The organism is Bradyrhizobium sp. USDA 3256 (assembly GCF_054058275.1).
Genome location: NZ_JBSSAE010000002.1, coordinates 3,271,561 through 3,296,993 on the forward strand (window position 1 = coordinate 3,271,561; position 25,433 = coordinate 3,296,993).

Sequence of the window (25,433 nt, forward strand, 5' to 3'; positions counted from 1 at the left end):
GTATTCTCATCGTGGGAGCAGTTAGCTTTGCGGCTGTTGGTTATGTGGAGTGGTCGTCGGGCGTTAATCTGGCCCATTTCATGAGCCGGACTGCCCCGGATGCCTCAATGCCGGTTCTACCGCTCAAGGGAAGAACAGGTTGCCAGCAGGGCAATAGGCCGCTGCCGAGGCTCTCTCTACCGCTCGAGTGACGCCAGCCTAAAGCGACAGTGCCCAATCTCCCAAGGAGACTAAGCCGCCAGCTCCCGGAATGGTTTCCAGCGGTGCCTGTCCTTGGGCGGATTTGGGCGGCCAGCCAGATCATAACCTTTGGGTCCTTCGTGATGGCGGAAATCGAGGAGCCTGACTTTCGCACGATTGAAGCAAATTGTTGGTCTGAGATCTTTAGGCCGGCGCGAATAGCACGGCCTTCGTAGCAATCTTGTCGCCAGTCATCTCGAGACGCCTCTCGCGCGTCAGCGCGGTAAATCTCAAAAATTACGCCGCCGGGCCCGAAATGGTTTGTCCCGGCGGCGCCCTGTCATTCCCAGCGCTAGGGCCCTGAAATTCCCAATGTCATTTATTTAGCAGGTACGCGGAGGGACGGCTGTTGCCTAACTCACACAAGGTCAAAAAGAGGAGCCGACGCTCAGGGCCGGTGCGCCAGCTCCTCCGAAACGTGACCGTGCTGCGTCCCCAACGGACCGGTCCCTCGGAGAAGCCTGCGCCGATGGGGTCGTTGATTTGCTAACGAACCCCAATTTCCGGATGCGCCCTGTGGGGTACCCCGTGAGATCTCGGCAAGTGCGCTGCGACGTCGAGTACAATTCAGGCTGCCGCGGATGTACCGGCGCGATCTGCTGAACCTGAGGCGGCCTGCTCACTGGCGCCCGTGCCCCCAGCAGACGGAATGACGGCCTCAGCAACCCCACGCTGAGGCCGTTTTCGGTTGCCGCCCGCCGCTCAAAATTGGAACCGCAATTGGCACCCAACTTGGTAGCGAAACCCGGGTCGGCCCGTCATTCGCCCGGTCGGTGAGCTGAAAGGGCCCATGCTCGCAACGCCGTTGACCGCGAGGGGCCACGTTGGCCATGATGAGGCCCATGAAGCGTGTCCTCTTTCTCTGCACCGGCAACTATTATCGCAGTCGATACGCCGAGGAACTGTTCAACCATCTTGCAAGAGCCGAACAACTGGCGTGGCGCGCATCCTCCAGAGGCGCGGCCGAGCGGGGATCGCCCGACAATGTCGGGCCGATGTCGGTCTTCGCCGACGATCGTCTCCGCGCGAGCGGCATCGTTCCGGAAGGCGCGGCGCGCTTTCCGCAGCCCTGTTCATTGGCCGACTTCGACGACGCCGACCTCGTGATCGCGCTCAAGGAGACCGAGCACCGTCCGCTAGTCGAGCGCCGGTTCCCCGAGGTCGCCGACAGGGTGACTTACTGGCACGTGGACGATATCGACTTTGCTCATCCGTCAGTCGCATTGGCCATGATCGACGATCACATCCGCGCACTGGTTTCAGCGCTCAGGTCGTCGGTTCGCGCTTCAGGAAGATCTCCAGCGCAAACGTAGCCGGGCGCGCGAGCCTGCCGCTGATGCGTTCGAGGTCGTCGATGGCGACGATCTCGAGGCGACCTTCGGTCACCTTCAATTGGTCGATGGGCACGTCGCGCGCGAGGAACACATCGCCGCGAAGCGTGCCGTTTGGCGTTGCATGATCGGGACCGGAATAGCGGCCGATCAACTCGAAACGCTCGGGCGGTACGTAGTAGCCGATCTCCTCGTGGATCTCGCGCACCACGCATTCGAGGAAGGTCTCGGCGCCTTCCCGCCGGCCGCCAAACAGGCTGATCTTTCCGCGATCGGTAACATGCGGGAGGTCGTCGCGCCGCTGCATCAGCAGCCGGCCATCTGTGCTGACGAGAAGGGCGGACGTTCCCTCCCTGACACTGACGGTCATCCGTACATCCTCTTCTGGAAAAGGCGAGGATGCGTCACGAGTGGGACGGGGAGAAGACCGCGCGTCTGCCGCAACCCGATTGGCAGGGAATGAGTAGGGGTAACCGATGCCTGTCGCACGGGCGCCGATAGCGCCCGAGGTCTCAGAAACGTTCAGCCGAAAGCGAACGCCAGCAGGCTCGAACACAGCAGCACTAGGCTTGCCGCGGTCAGGGTCAGAAATCCGTCGGAGACCAAATCGTGATTACGCATGATACACCCGCCTTCAATCGATGCTCATCCGAATTGATTAAAGCTTTCCGAACATTCACTCCTGGAAAGAGGTGACGCGTCTTTCCGCCTTCAACGGACTGTCAGGCCCGGTGCCGATAGCCTTCCACGGCGTGCGCCAAGAAGATCGCCGCACTCACCAAGCCCATCACCGCTGTAACCGTCTCGATCATCGCAAACTTCCTTTGCGCCCCACGCGGACGAGAAAACGATTGCAGCCTTGCACAGTCAAAAAGATTCAATTGTTGGAATCCAAGATGCCCCCCGACTGATGATTTGCTGCAACAGTGTGTCTGATCCCGGGACAGGCGAGGGCGTTTGGCAGGGGCGAAGGTCAGTAGAACGACGGAGGAGGCGCAACAGACCGTTCACCAAGACGCCACCGCCCGCCGGCTCTCCCCATTTCCGCCGTGTTCCGGTTGCGATATCGTCACGCTATGGTGCGGAGGTGGGCCGCACAGCGACGGCAAGGGACTTCGAGGCCTCGGAGTAGGCGCAGGTCCGGCAGAATGGTACTTGGGGCAGATGGGGATTAGACGGCCAGATTCGATGATCCGGACGGCGCGCGGCGCCGTTGCGGTGGCGACGTGCCTCGTCCTCGCCAATTGTGCCTCCTCGAACAAGTTCGCCAGCCGGGTCGACCCCAAATACGGGGTGTCGTCGAGCCCGCGCGTGGTGGCGCTGGGTGATCCCGTGCCGAAAGGCGGCGGCACCTATCGCATCGGCAAGCCTTACGTCGTCGCCGGCCGCACCTATGTGCCGGAGGAGAACGAGAACTACCGCGCCGAGGGCATGGCGTCCTGGTACGGCGACGATTTCCATGGCCGCCTGACCGCCAATGGCGAGGTGTTCGACATGGGCTCGCTCACCGCCGCCCATCCGACCTTGCCGATGCCGAGCTACGCCCGCGTCACCAATCTGAGCAATGGCAGGTCGCTCGTCGTTCGGGTCAATGACCGCGGCCCGTACCACGGCAATCGCCTCATAGACGTCTCGAACAAAGCCGCAGAACTGCTTGAATTCAAAGGCAATGGCGTGGCCCGCGTCCGTGTCGAATATGTCGGGCGGGCGCCGCTCGAAGGGTCCGACGACCGCCAGCTGATGGCGACCTTGCGCACCGGTACTCCCGCGCCGTCCCCGTCGATGGTCCGGGTCGCGTCTGCACGGCCGTTCGTGCCGGAGATGTCGTCCTCCTCGGGCCGGGTCCGTGGCGACGTTCCGTTGCCGGAGGGGCGGCCCTACAGCCTCGGCAACACCCAGGCCGACTACGCCTCGGTGAGCGCGACCTCCGAAATGTCGGCCTCGAGCCGGTCGCACCGCCGCGCTCTGAACAATCCGCGCGAAGTCTCCTATGAGGGTGATGCGCGCTATGCCGCAAGCCCTAGCCCGGCCGCCGCCTATGTCCCGATCGACGCGCGCGGACCGGCCGAAGTCCTGAGCGGGCGCGGCCTCTACTGAGCCATGCGCTTACAGATCAGGCTGTTGGCCTGATCAGTTCAGAAACGCAATCAGCGCCGCGTTGACCTCGTCGGGGCGTTCCTGCTGGATCCAGTGGCCGGCGCCCTCGATGATCAGCTTCTGCTTGAGGTTCGGCAGCACGCGCTCCATATCCGCGACCCGCTTGGCGCCGATCAGCCCGGTGATCACCGAATCATTCGAGCCGGCGATGAACAGCGACGGCTGATGGATCTGCGCGTCCTGCCAGGGCGCGGTCAGCTCCCAGTTGCGGTCGAGATTGCGGTACCAGTTGAGGCCGCCGCGGAAGCCGGATTGCCGATAGCCTTCGGCGAATTCGGCAATGTCGGCCTCGGTCAGCCAGGCCGGCAACGGCATTCCGGCCGGCAGCTTGCCGAGGAAGCCCTTGGCCTCGTCGACGAACATCGAGCTTGGATCGGAGACGCCACGCCCGAGCACCAGGCGCATGGTGTGGGCGATGTCGCGCTCGAACTCGGCCTCGGCCACGCCGGGCGGCTGAAAATACTGCCAATAGAAATTGGTGATGCCGCTGTTGCGCAGGGTCTCGAGCGGACGACCTCGGCCGCGGAACGGTGGCGGCACGCTGAGGCCGGCGACTTTCGTGAAGATGTCGGGACGGAACAGGGCCGCGTGCCAGGCCACCGGCGCACCCCAGTCATGGCCGACGATCATCGCGCGTGTCTCGCCGAGCGCGGCAACCAGCGCCACCATGTCTCCGACCGTATCGAAAATCGTGTAGGCGCCGACCTCGGCCGGCGCGCCGGTGCGGCCGAAGCCGCGCATGTCAGGCGCGACGACCCGAAAGCCTGCCGCGGCCAGCGCCGCGATCTGGTGCCGCCATGAATAGGACAGTTCCGGCCAGCCATGACAGAGCACGACCAGCGGGCCTTGCCCGGCCTCGCGCACGAACATGTCGATGCCGTTGGCGGAGATGGTGCGGGAGGATGACATTCGCGTTTCCGCCTTGTTTGCCGGTTCTGCTGACGTTAGCTGGTTCCAAGGATACGGACGTTCAACGCAACCGGCAATCCGGCCGGCGGTGCACAAGCGCAGAAACCTCAGTTGTTTGCGATACTTCCAGCTGTTAGAACGCAGTCTTTCAGGACATCGCCGATGGCAGCCCCAACCGCAGTTCCCCGCACGTTGTCAGCTCGCGCCGGGCGTTGCTGGCGCGGCCTGGTCGCGGCCGCGGTCGCGCTGGCGATCGGTTGCGGCGGAATGGTCTATGCCGCCAACAACAGCGTCCAGGGCGCCAAGAAGGAAGAGGGCGGGTTCGACGGCGATGCGCCGACCGCGATCCTGGTGGAGGCCTCAAGCGGCAGCGTGCTGTTCGAGAAGAACGCCGACGAGTTGCGCGCGCCATCCAGCATGATGAAGCTGATGACGGCCGAGGTGGTGTTCGACGCCATCAAGAAGGGCGACATCAAGCTCACGGACGAGTACCGGATCAGCGAGAACGCCTGGCGGCGCGGCGGGGCGCCGTCCGGCACCTCGACGATGTTCGCGGCGATCAACAGCAAGGTCTCGGTCGACGATCTCCTGCATGGCGCGATCATCCCGAGCGGCAACGACGCCTGCATCGCGCTCGCCGAAGGCATTGCCGGCAACGAGCATACCTTTGCGACCGATTTCATGACCAAGCGCGCCCGCGAGCTCGACATGACCAAGTCGACCTTCGGCAATTCCAACGGGCTGCCCGACCCGGCCAACAAGATGACGGTCCGGGAGCTCGCAACGCTGGCGCGCCACATCATCCTGACCTACCCGGACAGGTACAAGCTGTTCGGCGAGAAGGAATTCACCTGGAACAAGATCCGCCAGCAGAACCGCAATCCGCTGCTGAACGCGTTGCCCGGTGCCGACGGCCTGAAGACCGGCTACACCAAGGAAGGCGGCTACGGCATGGTCGGCTCGGCGGTGCAGAACGACACGCGGCTGATCGTCGTGGTCAACGGCCTCGAGGATTCCGAGGACCGCGCGACCGAAGCCAAGAAGATGCTGGAATGGGGGTTCCGCAGCTTCGAGACGCGGACCCTGATCGCGGCCAATCAGCCGGTCGGCTACGCGCGGGTGTTCGGCGGCGAGAGCCGCTCGGTCAAGCTCGTCAGCCCCGATCCGATCAAGGTGATGGTGTCGAAGAACGGCAACGACAAGCTGCTGGCACGCGTCATCTATAGCGGCCCGGTCAAGGCGCCGATCACCGCCGGCCAGAAGATCGGGGTGGTGCGGGTGTGGCGCGGCGCCAATGTCGCGATGGAGACTCCGGTCTTCGCAGCGGACGCCGTCGGCACCGGATCGACGATGCGTCGCGCGCTCGATGGCGCCCAGGAGCTGGTCATCGGCATGTTCCGCGCAGGGGTCGAGAAGCTCTGACATGGCGGAAGCAGCAGTCCAACGGCCGAGCTTGCGCGGTCGCTTCATCACCTTTGAGGGCGGCGAGGGGTCGGGCAAATCGACCCAGATCCGCAAGCTTGCCGAACGTCTCGATGCCGCCAAGCTGCGCGCGATCGTGACCCGCGAGCCCGGCGGCTCGCCGGGGGCGGAGATCATCCGTCACCTGGTGCTGTCGGGGATGGGCAAGCTGCTCGGGCCGGAGGCCGAGACGCTGCTGTTCGCCGCTGCGCGCGACGACCATGTCCGCACCGTGATTCTGCCGGCGCTCAACCAAGGCATCTGGGTGTTGTGCGATCGCTTCTTCGATTCCACGCGCGCCTATCAGGGCCAGCTCGGGCAGGTATCGCCCGAACTCGTCAATGCCTTGCAGCGCGTGACCATCGGCGATCTCAAGCCCGACCTGACCTTCATCCTCGATGTGCCGGTCGAAGTCGGACTGCAACGCGCCGCCGCGCGACGCGGCAACGCCACCGCCGATCGGTTCGAGGCCGAAGGCATCAAGTTCCATCAGGACTTGCGTGATGCGTACCGCCGGATCGCGGCCGAAGATCCGGAGCGCTGCGTCCTGATCGACGCTACGGCCGATCCGGACACGGTCACGGCCAGGATATGGGCCGCGCTGCGCGAACATCTGCGCGCAACGCTTGCGGCGGACAGCATCGCATGAGCGCGCGCAAGGTCGAACAGGAGAGCGCCGCCCGCCATCCGCGCGAAACGCCGGATTTGTTCGGGCAGCGCGAGGCGGAGACCGCGCTGCTCGATGCCTATCGCAGCGGACGAATTCCGCACGCCTGGCTGATCGGCGGCGCGCAAGGCATCGGCAAGGCGACGCTGGCCTACCGCATGGCGCGGTTCGTGCTGGCGTTTCGCAATCCGAAATCGTCCCAGGTGCAGCAGGCGCCGACGCTGCGGGTCGATCCGGCCGACCCCGTAGCGCGGCAGGTCGCGGCAGGCGCTCATGGCGGGCTCCTTGTGCTCGAGCGCGGCCTTAACGATCGCGGCGTGATGCGGACCGTCATCACGGTCGACGAGACACGCGAGACCATCTCGTTCTTCGGCTCGACGGCTGCGGTCGACGGCTGGCGCGTCTGCATCGTCGATACCGTCGACGAGCTCAATCCCAACGCCGCGAACGCGCTGCTGAAGATCCTCGAGGAGCCGCCACAGCAGTCGCTGTTCCTCCTGGTCAGCCACGCACCGTCACGGGTGCTGCCGACCATTCTGTCCCGCTGCCGCAAATTGCTGCTGCGGCCGCTGGAGACGGACGATGTGGTGCGCGCGGCCGCGGCCGCTACCGATATCGATGCCGACGATCCGGCGCTGGCGGAAGCCGCCGCGGCATCCGAAGGCAGCGTCGGGCGGGCGCTGTCGCTGCTCGGCGGCGATGCGCTGAAACTGCAGCAACGCACGGCCGCGCTGCTCGCGACGCTTCCGAGCGTCGATCCGCGTGAGCTGCATGCGCTGGGCGAAGCGCTCGGCACCAGCGACCGCGTCGCGCTCGCCGCTTTCATCGACGGCATCGATCGCTGGATGAGCGAGCGCATGCGCACGGGCGATGCCAATGCCAATCTGCCGCGCCTTGCACGGCTGGCGGAGGTATGGGAAAAGATCGTCCGCGCCGCGCGCGATACCGAAGCCTACAATCTGGAGCGCAAGCCGCTGGTTTTCTCGGTGTTTTCGATGCTCGCAGACGCGACCCGATAGACACCGCGTCTGACAACACATCCGTCTGACAACACATCCGTCTGACAACACTCCCGACAATCTCGTTTCGATCTGCAAAGGATTCCGTGGTGGCGACCGCTAAGAAGACATCGTCGAAAAAAGCCAAGAAGACGAAGAAGGCATTGCCCGCTCGCGCGACCAGCAAAGCCACGGCGAAGTCGCGGGCGGCCAAAAAGGCCGGGCGCGTCGTCAGGAGAGCAAAGAAGGCCGCCAAGTCCAAGTCCAAGACCGGAGCCAAGGGCGCCAGGAAATCGGCGGCGAAGAAGGTCGTCAAAAAGGCCGTCAAGAAGGCTGCGAAGAAGACGGCCAAGAGCACGGCCAAAAAGGCTACTGCGAAGACCACCAAGGCTCCGCCGAAGCAGGCGGCCGCAGCAGCCGTCGCGCCGGCGGCAAAGAAGCCCGCGGCTTCGAAGCCTCCGGCTGCCGAGAAGGCGCCGAGACCGGCAAAGGTTCGCGCTCCGAAGCAGCCCAAACCCGCAGCGGCGGCTCCTGCGGCCGCTTCCGTCCCGGTGCCCGCCGCGGACCGCGGCAACGTCTTCTACATCACGACCGCGATCGCTTATCCGAACGGGCAGCCGCATATCGGCCACGCCTATGAGGCGATCGCGACCGATGCGCTGGCGCGCTTTCAGCGGCTCGACGGCAAGGATGTGTTCTTCCTGACCGGCACCGACGAGCACGGCCTGAAGATGATCCAGACCGCGCAGAACGAGGGCATGACGCCGTTCGATCTCGCAACCCGCAACGCGGCGCGCTTCAAGGAGATGGACGAGCGTCTCAACGTCTCGTTCGACCGCTTCATCCGCACCTCGGAGCCTGCGCATCACGAGTCGGTGCAGGCGATCTGGCGCGGTATGCAGGACAATGGCGACATCTATATCGACACCTATGCCGGCTGGTACTCGGTGCGCGACGAGGCCTATTACGCCGAGGAGGAGACCGTCGTCGGAGAGGACAATGTCCGCCGCGGCCCGCAGGGCACGCCGGTCGAATGGGTCGAGGAGAAGAGCTATTTCTTCAAGCTGTCGGCCTACCAGGACAAGCTGCTGCATCTCTATGAGAGCCAGCCCGATTTCATCGGCCCGGATTCGCGCCGCAACGAGGTGATGAGTTTCGTGCGCGGCGGGCTCAAGGACCTCTCGATCTCGCGCACCACGTTCGACTGGGGCGTCAAGGTCCCGGACGATCCCGAGCACGTGATGTATGTCTGGGTCGACGCGCTGACCAACTACATCACCGGTGTCGGCTATCCCGATGAGAACGACAAGCATTGGCGCTATTGGCCGGCCGACGTGCACATCATCGGCAAGGACATCATCCGCTTCCACGCCGTGTACTGGCCGGCCTTCCTGATGTCGGCAGGCATTCCCGTGCAGAAGCGGGTCTATGCGCACGGCTTCCTGTTCAACAGGGGCGAGAAGATGTCGAAGTCGGTCGGCAACGTGGTCGACCCCTTCAATCTCGCCGAGCAGTACGGCGTCGACCAGATGCGCTACTTCTTCCTGCGCGAAGTGCCGTTCGGCCAGGACGGCAACTACAACCACGAGGCCATCGTCGCGCGCATCAACGCCGACCTCGCCAATGATTTCGGCAATCTGGCGCAGCGTTCACTGTCGATGATCGCCAAACAACTCGGCGGCGTGCTGCCGGAGCCCGGCGAATTCAGCGACAACGACAAGGCAATCCTGGCGCAGGCCGACGCCATGCTGGAGACGTCGCGGACCGCGATGGCGACGCAGCAGATCCATCAATGGCTCAACACGGTTTGGGCCGTGGTCGCCGAGGCCAACCGCTATTTTGCCGGCGAGGCGCCGTGGGCGCTGGCGAAGACTGATCCCGCGCGCCAGAAGACGGTGTTGTATGTCACCGCCGAAGTCGTGCGCCAGATCGCGATCATGGCGCAGGCCGTGATGCCGGAGTCCTGCGGCAAGATGCTCGACAGCCTCGGTATCGCTGCTGACGCCCGCAGCTTCGCCGCGGTCGCCGAACGGATCAGGCCGGGTACGGTTTTGCCGGCGCCGGTCGGCGTCTTCCCGCGCTATGTGGAACCGAAGACCGAATGAGCGGTTCGAAATTCATGCTGGTCGACAGTCATTGCCATCTGGATTTTCCCGACTTTGCCGACGATCTCGACGGGATCGTCGGGCGCGCCGAGGCGGCCGGCATCGGCCGCATGGTCACGATCTCGACCCGGGTGAGGCGGCTCGGCGGGCTGCTCGCGATCGCGGAGCGCTTTCCCGACGTCTACTGCTCGGTCGGCACCCATCCGCATCATGCCGATGAAGAGGACGGCATCCCGGCCAGCGAACTGATCGAGCTGACGAAGCATCCGAAGGTCGTGGCGCTCGGCGAGGCGGGGCTCGACTATTTCTACGAGCACGGTTCGCGCGAGGCCCAGGAGCGCGGCTTTCGCGCGCACATCGCGGCGGCGCGCGAAACCGGCCTGCCGCTGGTCATCCATACCAGGGAGGCCGACGAGGATTGCGGCCGCATCCTGGAGGACGAGGTCGCGAAGGGCCCGTTCAAGGCGGTTCTGCACTGCTACACCGGCGGGCGCGAGCTCGCGATGAGGGCGATCGCGCTCGGGCTGTCGATCTCGTTCACGGGCATCCTGACCTTCAAGAAGTCGGACGCGCTGCGCGCGCTGGCAGCCGAGCTGCCGGCCGACCGCATCATGGTCGAGACCGACGCGCCGTATCTTGCGCCCGGCAAATTCCGCGGCAAGCGCAACGAGCCGTCCTATGTCGTCGAGATCGCCAGGGTGCTCGCCGAAACGCGCGGCGTTTCCCTGGAGGAGATCTCGCGGCAGACCACCGAAAACTTCTTCCGGCTGTTCTCCAAGGTGCCGGCGCCGAAGGTTGCTGCATGACGCTGACACTGACCATTCTGGGCTGCGGCTCGTCCGCCGGCGTGCCGCGCCCTGCACTCGGCTGGGGCGCCTGCGATCCCAGCAATCCCAAGAACCGCCGTCGCCGCTGCTCGATCATGGCCGAGCGCACCATGGAGCACGGCACCACGCGGGTCGTGATCGACACTTCGCCCGATCTGCGCGAGCAGCTGATCGACAGCAATGTGGAGCACATCGACGCGGTGTTCCTGACGCATGAGCACGCCGACCAGACGCACGGCATCGACGATTTACGCTCGGTCGTGCTGCACCAACGCCGCCGCATCCCGGTCTACTTCAACCAGTCGACCGCCAAGGACATGATGGCGCGGTTCTCCTATTGCTTCATCTCGCCGGAAGGCAGCGACTATCCGCCGATCCTGACACGGCATTCGATCGAGGCCGGCGAGAGCCATACGGTCCAGGGGAAGGGCGGTCCGGTGAAGCTCGAGGCCTTTCTGGTTCATCATGGCAAGATCCCGGCGCTCGGCTACCGCATCGGCGGCGCCGCCTACACGCCCGATCTGCACGACATCCCCCAGGAGAGCTGGCCGACGCTCGAAGGTCTCGATCTCTGGATCGTCGACGGCTTGCGCTATGCGCAGCATCCCAGCCATTTCAGCGTTGCGGACGCGCTGTCGTGGATCGAGCGCTTCAAGCCGAAGCGCGCGATCATCACCAACATGCATTCCGACCTCGACTACGAGGTGCTGCGGCAGAGCCTGCCGGCCGACGTCATCCCGGCCCATGACGGCATGCGGCTGACGCTCGACCGGGCAGGCTGAAGGCTCAGGCCGAGATCGCCTTGGCCGATCCGACCTGGTTGCGCAGCAGGAATTTCTGGATCTTGCCGGTCGAGGTCTTCGGGATCACGCCGAACACCACGGATTTCGGCGTCTTGAACCCCGACATGTGCTCGCGGCAATAGGCGATGATCTCGGCCTCGGTCGCCTTGGCGCCGTCCTTCAGCTCGATGAAGGCGCAGGGCACTTCACCCCATTTCGGGTCGGGCTTTGCCACGACCGCCGCGAACAGCACGGCCGGGTGCTTGTAGAGGATATCCTCGACCTCGACGGAGGAGACGTTCTCGCCGCCGGAGATGATGATGTCCTTGGAGCGGTCCTTGATGATGACGTAACCGTGCTCGTCGAGCACGCCGAGATCGCCGGTGTGAAACCAGCCGCCGGCAAAGGCTTCCTGCGTCGCCTTCGCGTTCTTCAGATAGCCCTTCATCACGATGTTGCCGCGGAACATGACCTCGCCGATGGTCTCGCCGTCGCGCGGCACCTCGCGCATGGTCTCGGGATCGAGCACCGTGACGCCTTCCTGCAGCGGGTAGGACACGCCCTGACGCCGCTTCAGCTGCGCGCGCGCATCAGCCGACAGCTCATCCCAGCCCGGCTGCTCGGCGCAGACCGAGGCGGGGCCATAGACCTCGGTCAACCCGTAGACATGGGTCAGCTTGATGCCGATGCGCTCGCCGCCCTCGAGGACGGCAACCGGCGGCGCCGCGCCCGCGATCAGGCCGACAACGGGCTTTGCCTTGCCGGCCTTTGGCGCGTCGGGCGCGTTGATCAGCGTGTTGTAGACGATCGGCGCGCCGCACATGTGGGTGACGCCGTGCCTCGGGATCAGTTCGAAGATCTTGGCCGGGTCGACCTTGCGCAGGCAGACATTGACGCCGGCGGCCGCCGCGATCGTCCAGGGGAAGCACCAGCCGTTGCAATGAAACATCGGCAGCGTCCAGAGATAGACCGGATGCTGGCCGAGATTGCCGGCGAGGATGTTGCTGACGGCGTTGAGATAGGCGCCGCGGTGATGGGTCACGACGCCCTTGGGATTGCCCGTCGTGCCCGACGTGTAGCTCAGCGCGATCGCATCCCATTCGTCGGCCGGCGGCCGTTCCACGAAGCCGGGATCGCCCGCCGCGACCGCCGCCTCATACTCGATCTCGCCGATCCGCTTGCCGCCGCCGAAGGCCGCGTCATCGACGTCGATCACGAATGGCTTTGCGCCCTTCATCAGGGTCAGGGCCTCCGCGATTACGCCGGAAAATTCGGGATCGACCAGAATGATCTTTGCGCCGCCATGCTCGAGCTGGAACGCGATCGACGCCGCGTCGAGGCGGATGTTGAGCGCATTGAGCACCGCGCCGGTCATCGGCACCGCGAAGTGCAATTCATTCATCGCCGGGATGTTCGGCAGCATCGCCGCGACCGTGTCGCCATGGCCGATGCCATGATCCGCGAGATAGGACGCAAAGCGCCTGCAGCGCTCGTAGGTCTCTTTCCAGGTGAAGCTGCGGCCCTCATAGACCGCGCTGAGATGGTCGGGATAGACGGCGGCCGAGCGCGCCAGGAAGCTCAGCGGCGAGAGCGGCACGTAGTTGGCCGGCGTCTTGTCCAACCCGATCGAGTACTGGTTCTGAGCTGCACTCATGGCTCTATCCCATCCGCAAGGTGCTTTACAGGAAACCGATCGATATCCAGGGGAAGATGGCGACGATGATCAGGCCGATCAACAGCGCCAGCATGTAATCCCAGATCGGCCGGATACCCTCGGCCGGATCGACGCGCCCGATGGCGCAGGCGGCATAATAGCCGACTCCGAACGGCGGCGCGAACAGGCCGATGCCCATCGCCAGGATGATGATCATGGCGTAGTGCACCTCGTGGACGCCGACCTGGTGCGCAATCGGAAACAGCAGCGGCCCGAACAGCACGATCGCCGGGATGCCCTCGAGCACGCTGCCGAGGATCACGAAGGCCAGGATCGAGACCGCGATAAAGGTCGCCGAACCGCCCGGCAGCCCGGTCATCGCCGCCGCCAGCGCCCGCGAGAAGCCGGACTGGGTCAGGCCCCAGGCCATGCCGGTCGCGGTACCGATGATGAACAGGATCGCCCCCGACAGGCACGCCGTGTCGATCAGCATCGGCAGCAATCGCCGCCAGTTGAACTTGCGGTAGATCAAGAGGCCAATGACGAAGGCATAGACGATGCCGATGGTCGACACTTCGGTGGCGGTGGCGATGCCTTCGACCACGGCGTAGCGGATCACGAAGGGCAGGGCCAATGCGGGCAGGGCGAACACAAACGCCTTGCCAATCTCGCTGCCGGTGGCGCGCTGGACGTGGCTGCGGTCTTCGCCGCGGTAGCGCCACCACACCAGCCCCGACAGCGTGATCGCCAGCACCACGCCCGGCAGCAGGCCGCCGGTGAACAGCGCCGAGATCGAGACGCCGGTCACCGAGCCGATCGTTATCAGCACGAGGCTCGGCGGAATGGTTTCGGTCTGCGCGCCGGTGGCGGCGAGGAGGGCGACCAGATCGCCCGGCTTGGCGCCGCGCTGCTTCATTTCCGGGAACAGCACGGGCGCGACGGCGGCCATGTCGGCGGCCTTCGATCCGGAGATGCCGGAAACCAGATACATGGCGCCGACCAGCACGTAATGCAGGCCGCCGCGGACATGACCGAGCAGGCTCGCCAGGAACGCCACCATGGCCCGCGCCATGCCGGTCATCTCGATCAGGAGACCGAGGAAGACGAACAACGGCACCGACAGCAGGATCAGATGGCTCATGCCCTCGTCCATCCGGCCGACCAGTACCATCAGCGGCGTCCGCGTGGTCAGCGCCAGATAACCGAAGATCGCCATGCCGAAGGCAAAGCCGATCGGCACGCCGGCGAACACGCAGAAGCCGACCACGCCGACGAAGAAGATGACCAGATTGAGGTTGCCGAGCGGCCGCAGCATCGGCTGCGCCAGCCAGAACGCGCCGATCAGCGCAGCCACGGTCAGCGCGGCCAGCAGGAAGGTCTTGAAATCGCCGACCCGGGCCAGCCGCAGCAGCGCGAACAGCGCCATCAGGCAGGTGCCGACCGGCAGCGCCGCCGCGCGCCAGGTGTTGGATATCTGCAGCGCCGGCGTCGTGATGAAGCTTTCCTCATAGGCGTATTCATAGGCAGGCCGCACGATCAGGATCAGGAACGCCAGCGCGGCGCAGGTCGCGACGACGTCGAGATAGGCCCACAGCCGCGGTCCCGCGCTTGCGACCAGCGCCGTCATCCGCATGTGCTCGCCGCGGCGGAACGCCACCGCCGAGCCCAGCATCGCGAGCCACAGGAACAGGATCGATGCCAGTTCGTCGGACCAGATCAGCGGCGCATGGAGCACGTAACGCGACACCACGCCGGCGAACAGGATCACGACCTCGGCGACGACAAGGATCGCCGCCGGGATTTCGACCAGCATCCCGAGCGCCGCGTCGATGGAGCCGAGAATGGAGCGGCGGCGAGGGGGCTGCGACGCCGCCTCGCCGGCCACGGCCGGCGTCATCTCGACATGAGCCATAGCAAATCTCCCGCTGGCAAGCGCCTCCTGCTTTGATCGATCAGGACAGTTTGCCGACGGACTTCTCGAGCAGATCCCAGGCCTTCTCGCCGTACTTGCCCTTCCACTCGGCGTAGAAACCGGCGGCGCGGAGCTTGTCGCGGAACGGCCCGACCTCGGGCTGGTTGAAGACGAGCCCCTTGCCCGTGAGCTCCTGCTTTACGGTGGCGTTCAGCTTCTCGGTATCCTCACGCTCCTTGACGGCCGCCGCGTTGACGTTCTTGGCGACGATGGTCTTGATATCGTCCGGCAGCGCCGCCCAGGCCCGGCGGTTCATCAGGAACCAGAAGCCGTCCCACATGTGGTTGGTCATCGAGCAGTATTTCTGCACCTCGTAGAGCTTCGCTGCCGAGATCAGCGCCAACGGGTTTTCCTGGCCTTCGACGATCTTGGTCTGCAGCGCCGAATAGACCTCGCTGAAATTGATCGAGGCGGGCGATGCATCGAACGCCTTGAACATCGAGGTCCATAGTGGCGACACCGGCACGCGAATCTTGAAGCCCTTGAGATCGTCGGGACCGGTGATCGGCTTGGTTGACGACGTGGTCTGGCGGAAGCCGTTGTCCCAGATCTTCTCCATGACCTCGAGGCCGGCCTTGTTGATCTCGCCGCGCACATAGGCGCCGAGATCGCCGTCCATGGCCTTCCAGACCGTGGGATAGTCCGGGAATGCGAAGCCGATGCCATTGATCGAGGCGGCCGGCACCAGGGTCGCCAGGATCAGGCCGGACAGCGTGAAGAACTCGACGCCGCCGGAGCGCACCTGGCTCAGCATGTCGGTATCGGAACCGAGCTGGCTGTTCGGGAACACCTGCAGGTCAAACCGGCCGTTGGTCTCGGTCTTGATCGCCGCGGCCATCTCCCGGGCACGCGCCACGAACGGATGCGACTCCGGCAGATTGTTGGCGAACTTGTAAGAGAACTCGGCCGACTGGGCGCGCGCGACATAGGGCGCGCCAATCCCGCCGAGGACGGCGGAAGCGGCGGAAACCTTCAGCAGCGTGCGTCGTGAAAAGCTCATTGGTTGCTCCCTCAAGAGGCTTGTTGTTGTTCTGAGATGCCATCCTATACGGACCTGATGCCGCGGGGTCACCAGCGATCTCTGCACAGCTGGGGCTTATTGCAGCGTCCGTACGCGGCGGCAATATCGGCTTTCAGATGAGATGGGCGCGCGTGGATCGCTGCGGCGTCAGCACGAGCCCGACGAACGGCTTGGACACATCAGCACACATGCCAACTTGCGGATTGGTGCGAAGATTTCCCACTAAATATCTGATCCAATTGTAGATATAGATATTCCATAATATACCTTATGCGAATTACGGATATGGGCCTGGCCACGATCGCCGGCAGCTTTTCCGTTGCTCCGCTAACCTTCGCCGCAAGGCCGAGAATCAGGAACCTTGGTACCGTCTGGCAGATTGACGGCCCAGTCCTGCCTTCCAGCGGCTGGGCGATGCGCCGTATCCGCCAGGCACGCCTGCCTCGACTTGTGCGGTCCGGTCATCCCGATCGTCTCGCATGGTCAATCGCTGGCAGGACCAGAACGGCTGCCCCGCAGCTACCCATCCGCCAGCGTCAGCTCAGCCCCAGGAAGCAGGTATTGCCACCCCTGCTCCGATCGCCCTGATACCAGTACCTCGCTTCGGCGCGTTGTCGCTTCAGTCGTCGAGGGCCCACATCCGGAGGATGTCGGCCGTGGACGCCACCTCGATCTGGATGCTGAAGCGTTCGGCATAGAGCTGCAGCAGCGCGTCATGGCTTTGATCGGAAGAGCTGCATAGCGCGTCCTCGGCCACGATCACCCGATAGCCGATATCGATCGCGGCCAGTACGCTGGCGAGCACGCACACGTCGGTCTCGCCGCCCGACACGATCACCGTATCGATCCCGTGCGCATCCAGATGAGCCTGCAGGCGCCCATTGCCGAACGCGTTATAGATCGGCCGGTCGACGGCGGCGGCCGGCGGCACACAGGCAGCGAGCGCCGGCACGAGCTCGATCAACTCCGGATCGAGCCGCTCGCGGGTCACGCATTCCCATTTCTCGTAATAGGCCCGCCAAATCCCTCGCGCGTCGTGCTTCGAGCGCGGCGGAATAAAGCGGGTGAATACGGTACGTTCAGGCGCATGCTGTGCCAGCTTGATGATGCGCGGCAGCACGCGGTCCATCCAGGGCGTCGCCCAGGGCGCCCCGGGCTCGAACAGCCGCTGCATGTCGATGCACAGGTGCGCCGCGCGCGGACCCGGCGGAGTGAGAAGCTGTCCCATCGCTCACTCCTGCGCGCGCCGGCCGGATGCCGTCACACGCAGGATCAGCCGCTCAGGCCGCGAAAGGCCCCGCCGAAGCGGGGCCCGGAACGTGGTGCCGTTCACCATTTCTGGCGGCCGTACCAGTCGTTCACTTCCTTGGCGGCTTGATCCTTGGCATAGCCGTAGCGCTGCTGCAGACGGCCCTCGAGCTGGTCCTGCTTGCCGTCGATCACATCGAGATCGTCGTCGGTGAGCTTGCCCCACTGCTCCTTGACCTTGCCCTTGACCTGCTTCCAATTGCCTTCAACACGATTCCAATCCATTGCGGTTCTCCCTTGAACGATGAGACCGACCAACGGGCCGGTCGAGGCTTCGTTCCGAAGCCGCGTTGCGGCAAGACTTCGCAATCAAGACTTCGCAATCCGACCAAGCTCCATCGTGACGCGCTTGAATGCGCGACAGCCGAGAATGCGCTTTGCCGCGCATCGATCAAGGATAGGAACTTGCTTTCCGCGCTCGTGTTGGCACTCCGGAATATTCACCCAACTCACGGAGCGACCAATGCCGGACAAGGATCTCAGCGCCCTCTTCCTCGATACCCTCAAGGACATTTATTACGCGGAAAAGCAGATCCTGAAGGCGTTGCCGCGGATGGCCAAGGCCGCCGAGTCCGACGATCTGCGTGCGGCGTTCGAGAAGCATCATGACGAGACCGAAGGACAGATCGAGCGGCTCGAGCAGATCTTCGACCTGATGGGCAAGCCGGCGCGCGGCAAGAAGTGCGACGCCATCGAGGGGATCATCGACGAGGGCAAGGAGATCATGGAGGAGTATGCCGACACGCCGGCGCTCGACGCGGGCCTGCTCTCGGCAGCCCAGGCCGTCGAGCATTACGAGATCGCTCGCTACGGCACCCTGAAAGCCTGGGCCAACCGGCTCAGCATGAAGGATGCGGTTAAGCTCATCGACCAGACCCTGGCCGAGGAAAAGAAGACGGATGAAGCGCTCACCAAGCTCGCCGTCAGCAGCATCAACGCCGAAGCGGCCTGACGAGACGGGCGATGAAGCGACGTCCGCTTAGTACACACGCTCGCATTTGCTGGTAGATTATACGCCGATTCAGCATCCGGGAGCCCAATGGCCCGACGCACCGGCAGCGCCGATCTTCCGCTCCATGGTGGCCGCGTGCCGCCATGGCTGGCGACACGCATGGCGATGCTGGGCGGCATCATCACCCAGGCCATCGTCCACCATTACGGCCGCGACGCCTTTTTGCAGCGACTGTCGCATCCGTTCTGGTTCCAGTCGTTCGGTGCCGTGATGGGTATGGACTGGCACTCGTCCGGCATCACCACCAGCGTCATCGGCGCGTTGAAGCGAGGTCTGGCGCCGCTGCAAGGCGAGCTTGGAATCCACGTCTGCGGCGGCCGCGGCAAGCATTCGCGCCGCACGCCCGATGAACTGTCCGCCCTCGGCGACCGCGTCGGATTCGACGGTGCCGCCCTGACCCGCGCAAGCCGGCTGGTGGCCAAGGTCGACAGCGCCGCGGTGCAGGACGGCTTCGAGCTCTACCTGCACGGTTTCTTCGTCACCGACGACGGCAAATGGACTGTCGTCCAGCAAGGCATGAACGGCGACAAGCGGCAGGCCCGCCGCTATCACTGGCACTCCGAGGGCCTGCGCAGCTTCGTCGACGAGCCGCACAGCGCGATCGACGGCCCGGCGCAGGGCGAGATCGTCAATCTCACCGATCACCGCGCCGAAAGCTCGCGCCAGGCGCAGCTCGATCTGCTCGCTGCGCTTGGGCCGGACGGCATCACGCGCGAATATGCCGAGTTGACGCAGAGCGTGACCGCGCAACCGGATCTCCTGCACCTGATCATGCCCGCGCATCACGACGTGCGCTCGAGCGACGTGTTCGTCCGCCGCCTGCACGGCACCTTGGCCGCGGCTGTCGATCGCGGGCCGCTGGATTTTCCCGAACTGCCGCTGACGCCCGGCGTCGGCGCCCGCACGGTGCAGTCGCTCGCGATGGTCGCCGAGGTCGTTCACGGGACGCCCTACCGCTTCCGCGATCCGGCGCGCTTCTCGCTCGCCCATGGCGGCAAGGACCGTCATCCCTTCCCGGTGCCGATCAAGGTCTATGACGAGACCATCCGCGTGCTGAAGTCGGCCGTGCAGCAGGCAAAGCTCGGCCGCGACGAGGAGATGCAGGCCTTGAAGCGGCTCGATGATCAGGCCCGCAGGTTGGAACGAACCGCCACCGGCCCCTCCTTCGAGGCGTTTGTCGCGAACGAGCGCGCCCATTCGCCCGCACTCGACGGCCGCTCGGTGTTCGGCTGGGAAGCCGACCTTGCCGAGCGCAACGGGATCACCAAGCCCTAGTAGCACCGCGGCCGGCCGGCCGCCGACGCTTCGTTCCCGGAGGACACCTGCGACCTGGCCGCGGCGACAATGTTAGGAACGCCGTTCCGGGCGGCATCGTTAGGCCGTTGACGCAACCAGCCAAATGGAGAGGCTACCATGAAGGTTTGCGACGCGATGACACCTGACGTCCAGCTGTGCACCCCCGACGATACGCTCCGCGATGCCGCGGAAGCGATGGCAGCGCTCGGTGTCGGCCTGCTGCCGGTTGCCGATAGCGAGCGCCTGGTCGGCATGATCACGGACCGCGACATCGCGCTTCGCGGCATCGGAATGGGTCGCGGCCCCGACTCGCGGGTCGGCGACGTCATGACGGCCGAGGTGAAGTATTGCTTCGAAGATCAGGAGCTCGAGGACATCGCGCAGAACATGGGTGCGATCCAGGTTCGGCGCTTGCCGGTGCTGAGCCGGGACAAGCGCCTGGTCGGAATCATCGCCCTCGGGGATATCGCCCTGATCCAGGCCAGCGATGGTACGGGCTTGGCGCTCAGCCAGATCTCACGCCCGACCACCCAACACGCGCAACTCTAGACTTACACGGCTCCGCTTCGTGGCCCAGGCTCGCAAAAGCCCAGCTCGCGAAGCGGAGCGTCAGGTGCGCCAATGGCCGACTATATACCGTGGATCGTGATTGCCGCCGGGGTCATCGCCCTGATCGTCACGGCGCTGCTCTGGCGCGCCCACTACGTCAGCTCCGATTGACCGAACGAGGAGCCCGCGCCGTCAGGCCGCCATTTTGCGGCAGGATTCCGCACACGCACGGCACATCGCCACGCATTCGTCCATGCCGCCGACGCGCTCGCAATCCTCGGCGCATTCACCGCAGATCTCCGCGCATTCCCGGCAGGTGTGCTTGTGGTGCGGGGTGTTGATCAGCATGAAATGGGCCGCCGTCCGGCACATTTCCGCACAAGCCATCATCAATCGGAAATGCGCCGGCTCGACATGCTTGCCGCCGGTGACGAGACAATGGTTCATGGCCGTGCCGAGGCAGGTCCTATAGCAGGACAGACAGGTCTCGACGCATCGATTCATTTCCTCAGAGAATGCCATGTCGATACCTCACGCCTGCGCCAGCAGCTGGCGCAGGTAGCAGAGCCCGTCAAGGGTCAGCTTCGACTCGCGGACCTCGCCCTGCGCGATCTCGGCTTCGAGGAAGGTCTCAAGCTCGGGAAGCGCGCGGTCGAACCTGTCCGCGATGCCCATCAGCTCGCAGGTTTGCTTGATCCGCTCGATCGGTTTTTCCAGCACGTTGATCTCAACCATTTTGGCATAAGCCCGGGTCATGCCATTGGTTCCTATGCTCATTGCCGGATGCGCTGCTGCGGGGTCTGCGCCGGCTACGACGCCCTGCCCACCGTGTCGGCCATGGATGCGCCACGCGCTCCGAGCGGCTTGCGGTGGCCCTCGGTCGAATCGAGCATGGTCTGGTGCTCGATCTCTGAATTCAGCTCTGCTCCGCACAGCACGATGATGGCGGACATCCACATCCACGTCATCAGACCGATGGCCGCCCCCAGCGAGCCATAGGTCGCGTTGTAATCGCCGAAGTTCGCCAGATACCAGGAGAGCAGCACCGAACCGGCCAGCCACAGCACGGCCGCCGCAACGGCGCCGACGCTGAGCCACTGCCAGCGCGGCCTGGTTCGGCTCGGGCCATAGCGGTACAGCACCGCGAGCGCGGTGAGGAGCAGGAGCACCAGGATCGGCCACCGTCCGAACCGGACGACGAGCTCGGCCGTCGTGCCCAGTCCGACCTGCTGCAGCAAAAGCGGGACGACGACCACCGCTCCGACCATCAACATGATGGAAATCAGCCCGGCGATCGTGAACGACAGGGACATCAGATTGAGTTTGACGAAGCTACGCTTTTCCTTCTCGTCATAGACGACGTTGAGCGCATCGAAGATCGCCTTCATGCCGGCATTGGCGCTCCAGATCGCGATCAGCAGGCCGGCGGCAAAGGTCAGGCCGAGCGTCGAGGTCCCCTTCGCGAGCACGCGGGCGATCTGGTCCTGGACGATCGCAAACGAGCCTTCCGGCAGCATCAGAGCCAGGCTCTGCAGGTTCGATGAGATCGTGGACGGATCGGCGAACAGGCCGTAGCTCGAGACCAGCGCGGTGATCGCCGGGAAGATCGCGAGCAAGCCGTAGAACACGACGCCGGCCGCGGTGGCCAGCAGGCGGTCCTCGTCGATCTGCTGATAGGTCCGCAGCAGAATGTCCTTCCAGCCGGCAGTCGGAATCTCGAGCGGCGTGTCAGCGAGCCGTCCACGATCTTGCGTTTCCGCTAGCACGGGTTCGACGCCCTGCTCCCGAGCGGACCGCCGCTCCGATCGGGACAGCTGGCGAGAGATCGCCAGGGTCGCAAGAGCCGTTGCACCGGCGAGCATCAGGTCGTTCGTCCAATTGCGCGGCGCCATCGCTAGTCCTGGATCGCGTCGCGCTGACGCCGGGCGCGCGATGCAGCAAACCAGCCGACAAGCATGATTGCAGCCCCGGCGGCCAGCGCGCGGGTGGTGGGATCTACGTTCGCCCCTGCTCCCGTCCGGCTGGTGGCGATCAGCCGCGCGGCGACGGGCACTGCGATCGCGCGCTTGAGCATGTCGGCCTGTCGGCCCGGGCGCGGCACGGCCGGCGCAGGACGCGCGAGCAGCACGCGGCCCATGATCAACCCCACGATCCCGAGGAGGACAAAGACGCCCCCGATCGCGGCATATGCGATCCAGATGCCGTAGTGCACTTCAAGGGCGTGGAAAGCCGCGCCAACCCCGATCCCGATCGCGATCAGAAGCGAGACCGCACCTGCCAGCATGAAGCTGCATGCAAGTGCGTAGCCGGTCACCAGGCGCCCCAGCCATTGCCGCAAATCCGCAAGGTAGGAGCGGAAGATCAGGCTCAGCGAAGACGGCCAGGTGTTGACGCGCATGACGAGGTCCGTAGCAAGTTGGCACCCGACAACCCGGCAGGAAGATCGACGTTCCTCCCCGGCAACGCGCGATGGTTCGCGCCCTGCGGGACAGCGCGGACCGAGCGCTAACTGACCGGAGGGAGATTTGCGCGTGGTGGCATGGAGCTCGGGAATGGCTTCGCGACCAAGAGCGTCGCGCGTTCGTCGGTTTCGAGCGCGATCTTCTGGGCAAGCATCACGTCGCCCGCCGCCAGCGAGCCGACGGGCCGGAAGCACCAGCCCAGCACGATGCGGCCGCCGCCGTCCATCTCATAGACGTTGGTCGAGGTGCCGTAGCAAATCCGGTATCGCTTGCCGGACTCCGAGCCGATAACGTCGAAGCGCTTATACTTTTCGAACTGCGCCCGCTGCTCGGGTGACAGCCACGCGGACAGCAGCGCAAGTCCGCGCGCCTCGATTCGTTCATACGCCTTCCAGCGATCCCAGATCGCGGCCAGCGTCGCACCCAGCGTGCTGGCGGCGCGCCGGAGCACGGACCGCAGGGACATCTCGCGCAGACGGGCGAGCATGGCGTCAGCCGCCGACCAGCCTCGGATAGAACAGGGTTTCCTCGGCGGTCGGATCGAGCGCGCGGACCAACTTCGCCTCTCCGGTCGCTTGCCGGATTGCGGCGATGTAGCCATCCGACGTGAGCTGGGTGAAGCGAGCATTCGCCCAGGCCAGCTGCTCACTGTTGTCGGGATCGAACTGCTGCCTCGTGTCGCCGGAGTGATCCATCACCAAGATCGTTGCCATCATCGTCTCCCTTGAAGGACATTCACACCTGCATCAGACAATCGGCACGGCCGTCGTCGGCCTGCCGCCCATCCACTCCGGCAGCGCGGCGCCGTCGCGGTGACGGCCGCCCGCGCCGGCCGAGGCCCACGCGGCGATCGCACCGAACAGCAGCGCCGCCGCAACCGAGAACGCCAAAATCACCGCGCTGCGCCGCGACCGCTGGATGGCGGTCCTGGCATCGCCCATCACGCTGTCGACGCGCTTCTCCGCCTCCGCCGCAGGCAGACCGGTCGCGGCCGCGACCTGCTGGATCAGATAGCTGCGATCGTCGGCGCTGACGCCGCTGCGGCCGGAGCTCGTCAGCAGGATGCGGCCCGCCTCCGCCCGCTCATAGCCGATATCGATATTGGCCGGACGCCGCTGCGACCGGTACAGGCGGTCGAGCTCGGCGCTCAGCAACGGCTCCGCGGCCGTCGCAGATGGCCGGTTCTGGACCACCGGGCGCGTGGTCGACAGCCCAACCAGCGCGACGATCGTAGCACCGAGGATGACGGCGAGCGCCCAAGCGGTCAGGCCGTGAAGCCCGTCGCGGCTGTCGATCTCGTCGGATGGCGTCGCGCCGATCACGCGCTGCGCCCGACCGGCGATGTAGCCGCCGACGCCGAAGCTCACCAGCGCCTGCAGGATCAAATACAGCCCCGACAGCAACGCGAGCGCAGCCGATGCATCGCGCCATGACGGCGAGCTTGAACTGACACCCAATCCGACCGCCGCGCCGAAGCCGATCAGGATCACCGACAGCGCCGCCGCTGCCAACGCGCCGGCAATGACCGGGCTCCATTGCAGCCGAAGCCCGGTCCTGTTGGCGGCGGACACAGCAAGCCCTCGCTCGTTATCCATGACGCGCCTACCGCAGCCCGAAGAACGACAATATCGCCAAAATGACCACAATCAGTCCGACCAGATAAATCAGCTGGTTCATGCAAACCTCCTCCGTCCATCTCGTCCTGACAATCTGGTGGAGAAGCCAAGGTTCCTACGGGGACGAACCGGCACGATGCAGCAAGCCAATAACGCGATGCAGTAAGCCAATAAAAAGGGCCCCGCCGAAGCGAGGCCCTCATTGGTCGTCGCGATCTGCTTATCGCGACGCGCGACCAGCACCGTTAGTCGTCGTCCCAGTCATGACCACGGATCACGAAGCCGCGGTCGCGGTAGTAGTCGCGATGATGGTTGTACCAGCCGTGGTGCCAGCCCCGGTCATGCCGGTATACGTCGACGCGCGGGCCACCATAATATCGATCGCCGTAGTAGCCGTGGTCGCGGCCGACATAGATGCCCACACCCTGCGCGCTCGCAACGGTCGGTGCCGCTATCGAGAGTGCCGCAACCGCGGCAAGAGCGTAAGTAAGCTTCGTCATGGCATCCTCCTTTCTAGTACGCCGTGATAACGACCGTCGTCCGCGCATGTTGCAGGAACAGGATCGGAACTTTCCTGAACGTTCCTTCACCATCATGGCGGCTGGACGTGACCGGCGGACGAGATCGAGGAGCCCTCGACGCGCTCTGCTCGATCGCTGCGGCTCCGCTCCCACCTGCTCGACACAAGTGACCCCAGCTCAGGGGTGGAGAGCTGGGGTCGTAGCGGGGTTCTCCTGGTTGCGCTGACGGCCGGTCGGCGCGTCAGCTCGCGAGAGCATGCACGTCGCAGTCGGTTCCGGCACTAACGTCTGCAAATGTGCGACGCACAATCGTGCCGCTGCGATTGCCCGGTCAGACTGCTTAGCGCCACATGCTCGGGGCGGTGCGCAACGCGGCCTGGCCTGCGATGCGCAGCTCATCGATTGACGAGCGTCCCTCGCGAATGGCCTGCAACAATCCGGAAGCGACGTTGGTCCGCTTCGTCGTATCCGAGCGCGGCACGCCTCCGCAGACCTCGTCGAGCACCGCGCGAAGCACTGCCGCCGTCTCTCCATCGAGCATGATT

The 25,433-nt window shown here is 64.9% G+C and carries 27 protein-coding genes; 11 read left to right on the forward strand and 16 right to left on the reverse strand.

Features of this window, described 5'->3' with window-relative positions:
• The first annotated feature begins 1,082 nt into the window (after positions 1–1,082).
• Entirely contained in the window at positions 1,083–1,553 is a 471-nt protein-coding gene (locus ACVWY5_RS17000; protein WP_063616697.1) for an arsenate-mycothiol transferase ArsC, read from the forward strand.
• Here the strand turns inward: ACVWY5_RS17000 and ACVWY5_RS17005 are convergent.
• The gene (locus ACVWY5_RS17005) at positions 1,507–1,941 is read right to left on the reverse strand and encodes an NUDIX domain-containing protein (protein ID WP_051375994.1); all 435 of its coding nucleotides are present in this window, start codon (positions 1,939–1,941) and stop codon (positions 1,507–1,509) included. The two genes, ACVWY5_RS17000 and ACVWY5_RS17005, sit on opposite strands and share 47 nt — an antisense overlap.
• Positions 1,942–2,735: 794 nt before the next feature.
• Here ACVWY5_RS17005 and ACVWY5_RS17010 point away from each other — a divergent pair.
• Positions 2,736–3,668 carry a septal ring lytic transglycosylase RlpA family protein gene (locus ACVWY5_RS17010; protein ID WP_080666931.1) on the forward strand — a complete coding sequence of 311 codons (933 nt, stop codon included), beginning with the start codon at positions 2,736–2,738 and terminating at the stop codon, positions 3,666–3,668.
• Positions 3,669–3,701: 33 nt separating this feature from the next.
• Here ACVWY5_RS17010 and ACVWY5_RS17015 read toward each other — a convergent pair whose 3' ends face one another.
• Positions 3,702–4,637 carry an alpha/beta fold hydrolase gene (locus tag ACVWY5_RS17015; RefSeq protein ID WP_028332000.1) on the reverse strand — a complete coding sequence of 312 codons (936 nt, stop codon included), beginning with the start codon at positions 4,635–4,637 and terminating at the stop codon, positions 3,702–3,704.
• A 267-nt stretch (positions 4,638–4,904) separates the two neighbouring features.
• Here ACVWY5_RS17015 and ACVWY5_RS17020 point away from each other — a divergent pair, with 267 nt between their 5' ends.
• The 6 genes from ACVWY5_RS17020 to ACVWY5_RS17045 all read left to right on the forward strand — a co-directional run bounded on the left by ACVWY5_RS17020 (position 4,905) and on the right by ACVWY5_RS17045 (position 11,477).
• On the forward strand, positions 4,905–6,059 hold the full coding sequence (locus ACVWY5_RS17020; RefSeq protein WP_198400337.1) for a D-alanyl-D-alanine carboxypeptidase family protein: 1,155 nt from the start codon (positions 4,905–4,907) through the stop codon (positions 6,057–6,059).
• A 1-nt stretch (position 6,060) separates the two neighbouring features.
• Positions 6,061–6,747: a dTMP kinase gene (gene tmk, locus ACVWY5_RS17025; RefSeq protein ID WP_028331998.1), complete on the forward strand. Its 687-nt coding sequence runs from the start codon at positions 6,061–6,063 to the stop codon at positions 6,745–6,747.
• On the forward strand, positions 6,744–7,784 hold the full coding sequence (locus ACVWY5_RS17030; protein ID WP_028331997.1) for a DNA polymerase III subunit delta': 1,041 nt from the start codon (positions 6,744–6,746) through the stop codon (positions 7,782–7,784). Before tmk ends, ACVWY5_RS17030 begins: the two co-directional genes overlap by 4 nt.
• Before the next feature lie 89 nt (positions 7,785–7,873).
• The gene (metG, locus tag ACVWY5_RS17035) at positions 7,874–9,868 is read left to right on the forward strand and encodes a methionine--tRNA ligase (protein ID WP_080666951.1); all 1,995 of its coding nucleotides are present in this window, start codon (positions 7,874–7,876) and stop codon (positions 9,866–9,868) included.
• A gap of 14 nt (positions 9,869–9,882) precedes the next feature.
• Positions 9,883–10,674: a TatD family hydrolase gene (locus ACVWY5_RS17040; RefSeq protein WP_028331995.1), complete on the forward strand. Its 792-nt coding sequence runs from the start codon at positions 9,883–9,885 to the stop codon at positions 10,672–10,674.
• The gene (locus ACVWY5_RS17045; RefSeq protein WP_028331994.1) at positions 10,671–11,477 is read left to right on the forward strand and encodes an MBL fold metallo-hydrolase; all 807 of its coding nucleotides are present in this window, start codon (positions 10,671–10,673) and stop codon (positions 11,475–11,477) included. The genes ACVWY5_RS17040 and ACVWY5_RS17045 overlap by 4 nt, the downstream gene beginning before the upstream one ends.
• 4 nt (positions 11,478–11,481) lie before the next feature.
• On the opposite strand, the gene ACVWY5_RS17050 is transcribed toward ACVWY5_RS17045, so the two are convergent.
• From ACVWY5_RS17050 to ACVWY5_RS17070, 5 genes are all read right to left on the reverse strand, one after another.
• Complete coding sequence (locus ACVWY5_RS17050) at positions 11,482–13,131, reverse strand: acyl-CoA synthetase (protein ID WP_028331993.1); 1,650 nt, start codon at positions 13,129–13,131, stop codon at positions 11,482–11,484.
• A gap of 25 nt (positions 13,132–13,156) precedes the next feature.
• A complete protein-coding gene (locus ACVWY5_RS17055; protein WP_028331992.1) occupies positions 13,157–15,043 on the reverse strand; it encodes a TRAP transporter large permease in 1,887 nt (628 codons plus the stop codon).
• 40 nt (positions 15,044–15,083) lie between these two features.
• On the reverse strand, positions 15,084–16,103 hold the full coding sequence (locus ACVWY5_RS17060) for a TRAP transporter substrate-binding protein (RefSeq protein WP_028331991.1): 1,020 nt from the start codon (positions 16,101–16,103) through the stop codon (positions 15,084–15,086).
• Positions 16,104–16,743: 640 nt separating this feature from the next.
• Entirely contained in the window at positions 16,744–17,352 is a 609-nt protein-coding gene (locus ACVWY5_RS17065; RefSeq protein ID WP_028331990.1) for a cysteine hydrolase, read from the reverse strand.
• A gap of 101 nt (positions 17,353–17,453) precedes the next feature.
• Entirely contained in the window at positions 17,454–17,657 is a 204-nt protein-coding gene (locus tag ACVWY5_RS17070; RefSeq protein ID WP_028331989.1) for a CsbD family protein, read from the reverse strand.
• A 238-nt stretch (positions 17,658–17,895) separates the two neighbouring features.
• Here ACVWY5_RS17070 and ACVWY5_RS17075 point away from each other — a divergent pair, with 238 nt between their 5' ends.
• The 3 genes from ACVWY5_RS17075 to ACVWY5_RS17085 all read left to right on the forward strand — a co-directional run bounded on the left by ACVWY5_RS17075 (position 17,896) and on the right by ACVWY5_RS17085 (position 20,289).
• Positions 17,896–18,384, forward strand: a complete 489-nt coding sequence (locus ACVWY5_RS17075) for a YciE/YciF ferroxidase family protein (RefSeq protein WP_028331988.1) — start codon at positions 17,896–17,898, stop codon at positions 18,382–18,384.
• Positions 18,385–18,471: 87 nt separating this feature from the next.
• Complete coding sequence (locus ACVWY5_RS17080; protein ID WP_028331987.1) at positions 18,472–19,719, forward strand: DUF763 domain-containing protein; 1,248 nt, start codon at positions 18,472–18,474, stop codon at positions 19,717–19,719.
• 138 nt (positions 19,720–19,857) lie between these two features.
• Positions 19,858–20,289, forward strand: coding sequence for a CBS domain-containing protein (locus ACVWY5_RS17085; protein WP_028331986.1), 432 nt, complete (start codon positions 19,858–19,860; stop codon positions 20,287–20,289).
• 192 nt (positions 20,290–20,481) lie between these two features.
• Here ACVWY5_RS17085 and ACVWY5_RS17090 read toward each other — a convergent pair whose 3' ends face one another.
• The 9 genes from ACVWY5_RS17090 to ACVWY5_RS17130 form a co-directional block, all read right to left on the reverse strand.
• The gene (locus ACVWY5_RS17090) at positions 20,482–20,811 is read right to left on the reverse strand and encodes a four-helix bundle copper-binding protein (protein WP_028331985.1); all 330 of its coding nucleotides are present in this window, start codon (positions 20,809–20,811) and stop codon (positions 20,482–20,484) included.
• 9 nt (positions 20,812–20,820) lie between these two features.
• Positions 20,821–21,045, reverse strand: coding sequence for a hypothetical protein (locus ACVWY5_RS17095; protein WP_028331984.1), 225 nt, complete (start codon positions 21,043–21,045; stop codon positions 20,821–20,823).
• Positions 21,046–21,098: 53 nt separating this feature from the next.
• Positions 21,099–22,181 carry a YihY/virulence factor BrkB family protein gene (locus ACVWY5_RS17100; protein ID WP_028331983.1) on the reverse strand — a complete coding sequence of 361 codons (1,083 nt, stop codon included), beginning with the start codon at positions 22,179–22,181 and terminating at the stop codon, positions 21,099–21,101.
• A gap of 2 nt (positions 22,182–22,183) precedes the next feature.
• On the reverse strand, positions 22,184–22,687 hold the full coding sequence (locus ACVWY5_RS17105; RefSeq protein ID WP_028331982.1) for a hypothetical protein: 504 nt from the start codon (positions 22,685–22,687) through the stop codon (positions 22,184–22,186).
• Between the two features lie 107 nt (positions 22,688–22,794).
• On the reverse strand, positions 22,795–23,238 hold the full coding sequence (locus ACVWY5_RS17110) for a hypothetical protein (protein ID WP_321177270.1): 444 nt from the start codon (positions 23,236–23,238) through the stop codon (positions 22,795–22,797).
• Between the two features lie 4 nt (positions 23,239–23,242).
• Positions 23,243–23,464: a hypothetical protein gene (locus ACVWY5_RS17115; protein WP_028331981.1), complete on the reverse strand. Its 222-nt coding sequence runs from the start codon at positions 23,462–23,464 to the stop codon at positions 23,243–23,245.
• Between the two features lie 33 nt (positions 23,465–23,497).
• Positions 23,498–24,346: a hypothetical protein gene (locus ACVWY5_RS17120; RefSeq protein ID WP_028331980.1), complete on the reverse strand. Its 849-nt coding sequence runs from the start codon at positions 24,344–24,346 to the stop codon at positions 23,498–23,500.
• A gap of 266 nt (positions 24,347–24,612) precedes the next feature.
• Positions 24,613–24,867, reverse strand: coding sequence for a hypothetical protein (locus ACVWY5_RS17125; protein WP_028331979.1), 255 nt, complete (start codon positions 24,865–24,867; stop codon positions 24,613–24,615).
• Between the two features lie 361 nt (positions 24,868–25,228).
• Complete coding sequence (locus tag ACVWY5_RS17130; RefSeq protein WP_028331978.1) at positions 25,229–25,429, reverse strand: hypothetical protein; 201 nt, start codon at positions 25,427–25,429, stop codon at positions 25,229–25,231.
• Positions 25,430–25,433: the final 4 nt, after the last annotated feature.

Coding starts and splice junctions, on each gene's coding strand:
- ACVWY5_RS17000 (WP_063616697.1), top strand. CDS start 1,083: ATGAAGCGTGTCCTCTTTCTCTGCACCGGCAACTATTATCGCAGTCGA.
- ACVWY5_RS17005 (WP_051375994.1), bottom strand. CDS start 1,941: ATGACCGTCAGTGTCAGGGAGGGAACGTCCGCCCTTCTCGTCAGCACA.
- ACVWY5_RS17010 (WP_080666931.1), top strand. CDS start 2,736: ATGGGGATTAGACGGCCAGATTCGATGATCCGGACGGCGCGCGGCGCC.
- ACVWY5_RS17015 (WP_028332000.1), bottom strand. CDS start 4,637: ATGTCATCCTCCCGCACCATCTCCGCCAACGGCATCGACATGTTCGTG.
- ACVWY5_RS17020 (WP_198400337.1), top strand. CDS start 4,905: ATGGTCTATGCCGCCAACAACAGCGTCCAGGGCGCCAAGAAGGAAGAG.
- tmk (WP_028331998.1), top strand. CDS start 6,061: ATGGCGGAAGCAGCAGTCCAACGGCCGAGCTTGCGCGGTCGCTTCATC.
- ACVWY5_RS17030 (WP_028331997.1), top strand. CDS start 6,744: ATGAGCGCGCGCAAGGTCGAACAGGAGAGCGCCGCCCGCCATCCGCGC.
- ACVWY5_RS17040 (WP_028331995.1), top strand. CDS start 9,883: ATGCTGGTCGACAGTCATTGCCATCTGGATTTTCCCGACTTTGCCGAC.
- ACVWY5_RS17045 (WP_028331994.1), top strand. CDS start 10,671: ATGACGCTGACACTGACCATTCTGGGCTGCGGCTCGTCCGCCGGCGTG.
- ACVWY5_RS17050 (WP_028331993.1), bottom strand. CDS start 13,131: ATGAGTGCAGCTCAGAACCAGTACTCGATCGGGTTGGACAAGACGCCG.
- ACVWY5_RS17055 (WP_028331992.1), bottom strand. CDS start 15,043: ATGGCTCATGTCGAGATGACGCCGGCCGTGGCCGGCGAGGCGGCGTCG.
- ACVWY5_RS17060 (WP_028331991.1), bottom strand. CDS start 16,103: ATGAGCTTTTCACGACGCACGCTGCTGAAGGTTTCCGCCGCTTCCGCC.
- ACVWY5_RS17065 (WP_028331990.1), bottom strand. CDS start 17,352: ATGGGACAGCTTCTCACTCCGCCGGGTCCGCGCGCGGCGCACCTGTGC.
- ACVWY5_RS17070 (WP_028331989.1), bottom strand. CDS start 17,657: ATGGATTGGAATCGTGTTGAAGGCAATTGGAAGCAGGTCAAGGGCAAG.
- ACVWY5_RS17075 (WP_028331988.1), top strand. CDS start 17,896: ATGCCGGACAAGGATCTCAGCGCCCTCTTCCTCGATACCCTCAAGGAC.
- ACVWY5_RS17080 (WP_028331987.1), top strand. CDS start 18,472: ATGGCCCGACGCACCGGCAGCGCCGATCTTCCGCTCCATGGTGGCCGC.
- ACVWY5_RS17085 (WP_028331986.1), top strand. CDS start 19,858: ATGAAGGTTTGCGACGCGATGACACCTGACGTCCAGCTGTGCACCCCC.
- ACVWY5_RS17090 (WP_028331985.1), bottom strand. CDS start 20,811: ATGGCATTCTCTGAGGAAATGAATCGATGCGTCGAGACCTGTCTGTCC.
- ACVWY5_RS17095 (WP_028331984.1), bottom strand. CDS start 21,045: ATGACCCGGGCTTATGCCAAAATGGTTGAGATCAACGTGCTGGAAAAA.
- ACVWY5_RS17100 (WP_028331983.1), bottom strand. CDS start 22,181: ATGGCGCCGCGCAATTGGACGAACGACCTGATGCTCGCCGGTGCAACG.
- ACVWY5_RS17105 (WP_028331982.1), bottom strand. CDS start 22,687: ATGCGCGTCAACACCTGGCCGTCTTCGCTGAGCCTGATCTTCCGCTCC.
- ACVWY5_RS17110 (WP_321177270.1), bottom strand. CDS start 23,238: ATGCTCGCCCGTCTGCGCGAGATGTCCCTGCGGTCCGTGCTCCGGCGC.
- ACVWY5_RS17115 (WP_028331981.1), bottom strand. CDS start 23,464: ATGGCAACGATCTTGGTGATGGATCACTCCGGCGACACGAGGCAGCAG.
- ACVWY5_RS17120 (WP_028331980.1), bottom strand. CDS start 24,346: ATGGATAACGAGCGAGGGCTTGCTGTGTCCGCCGCCAACAGGACCGGG.
- ACVWY5_RS17125 (WP_028331979.1), bottom strand. CDS start 24,867: ATGACGAAGCTTACTTACGCTCTTGCCGCGGTTGCGGCACTCTCGATA.
- ACVWY5_RS17130 (WP_028331978.1), bottom strand. CDS start 25,429: ATGCTCGATGGAGAGACGGCGGCAGTGCTTCGCGCGGTGCTCGACGAG.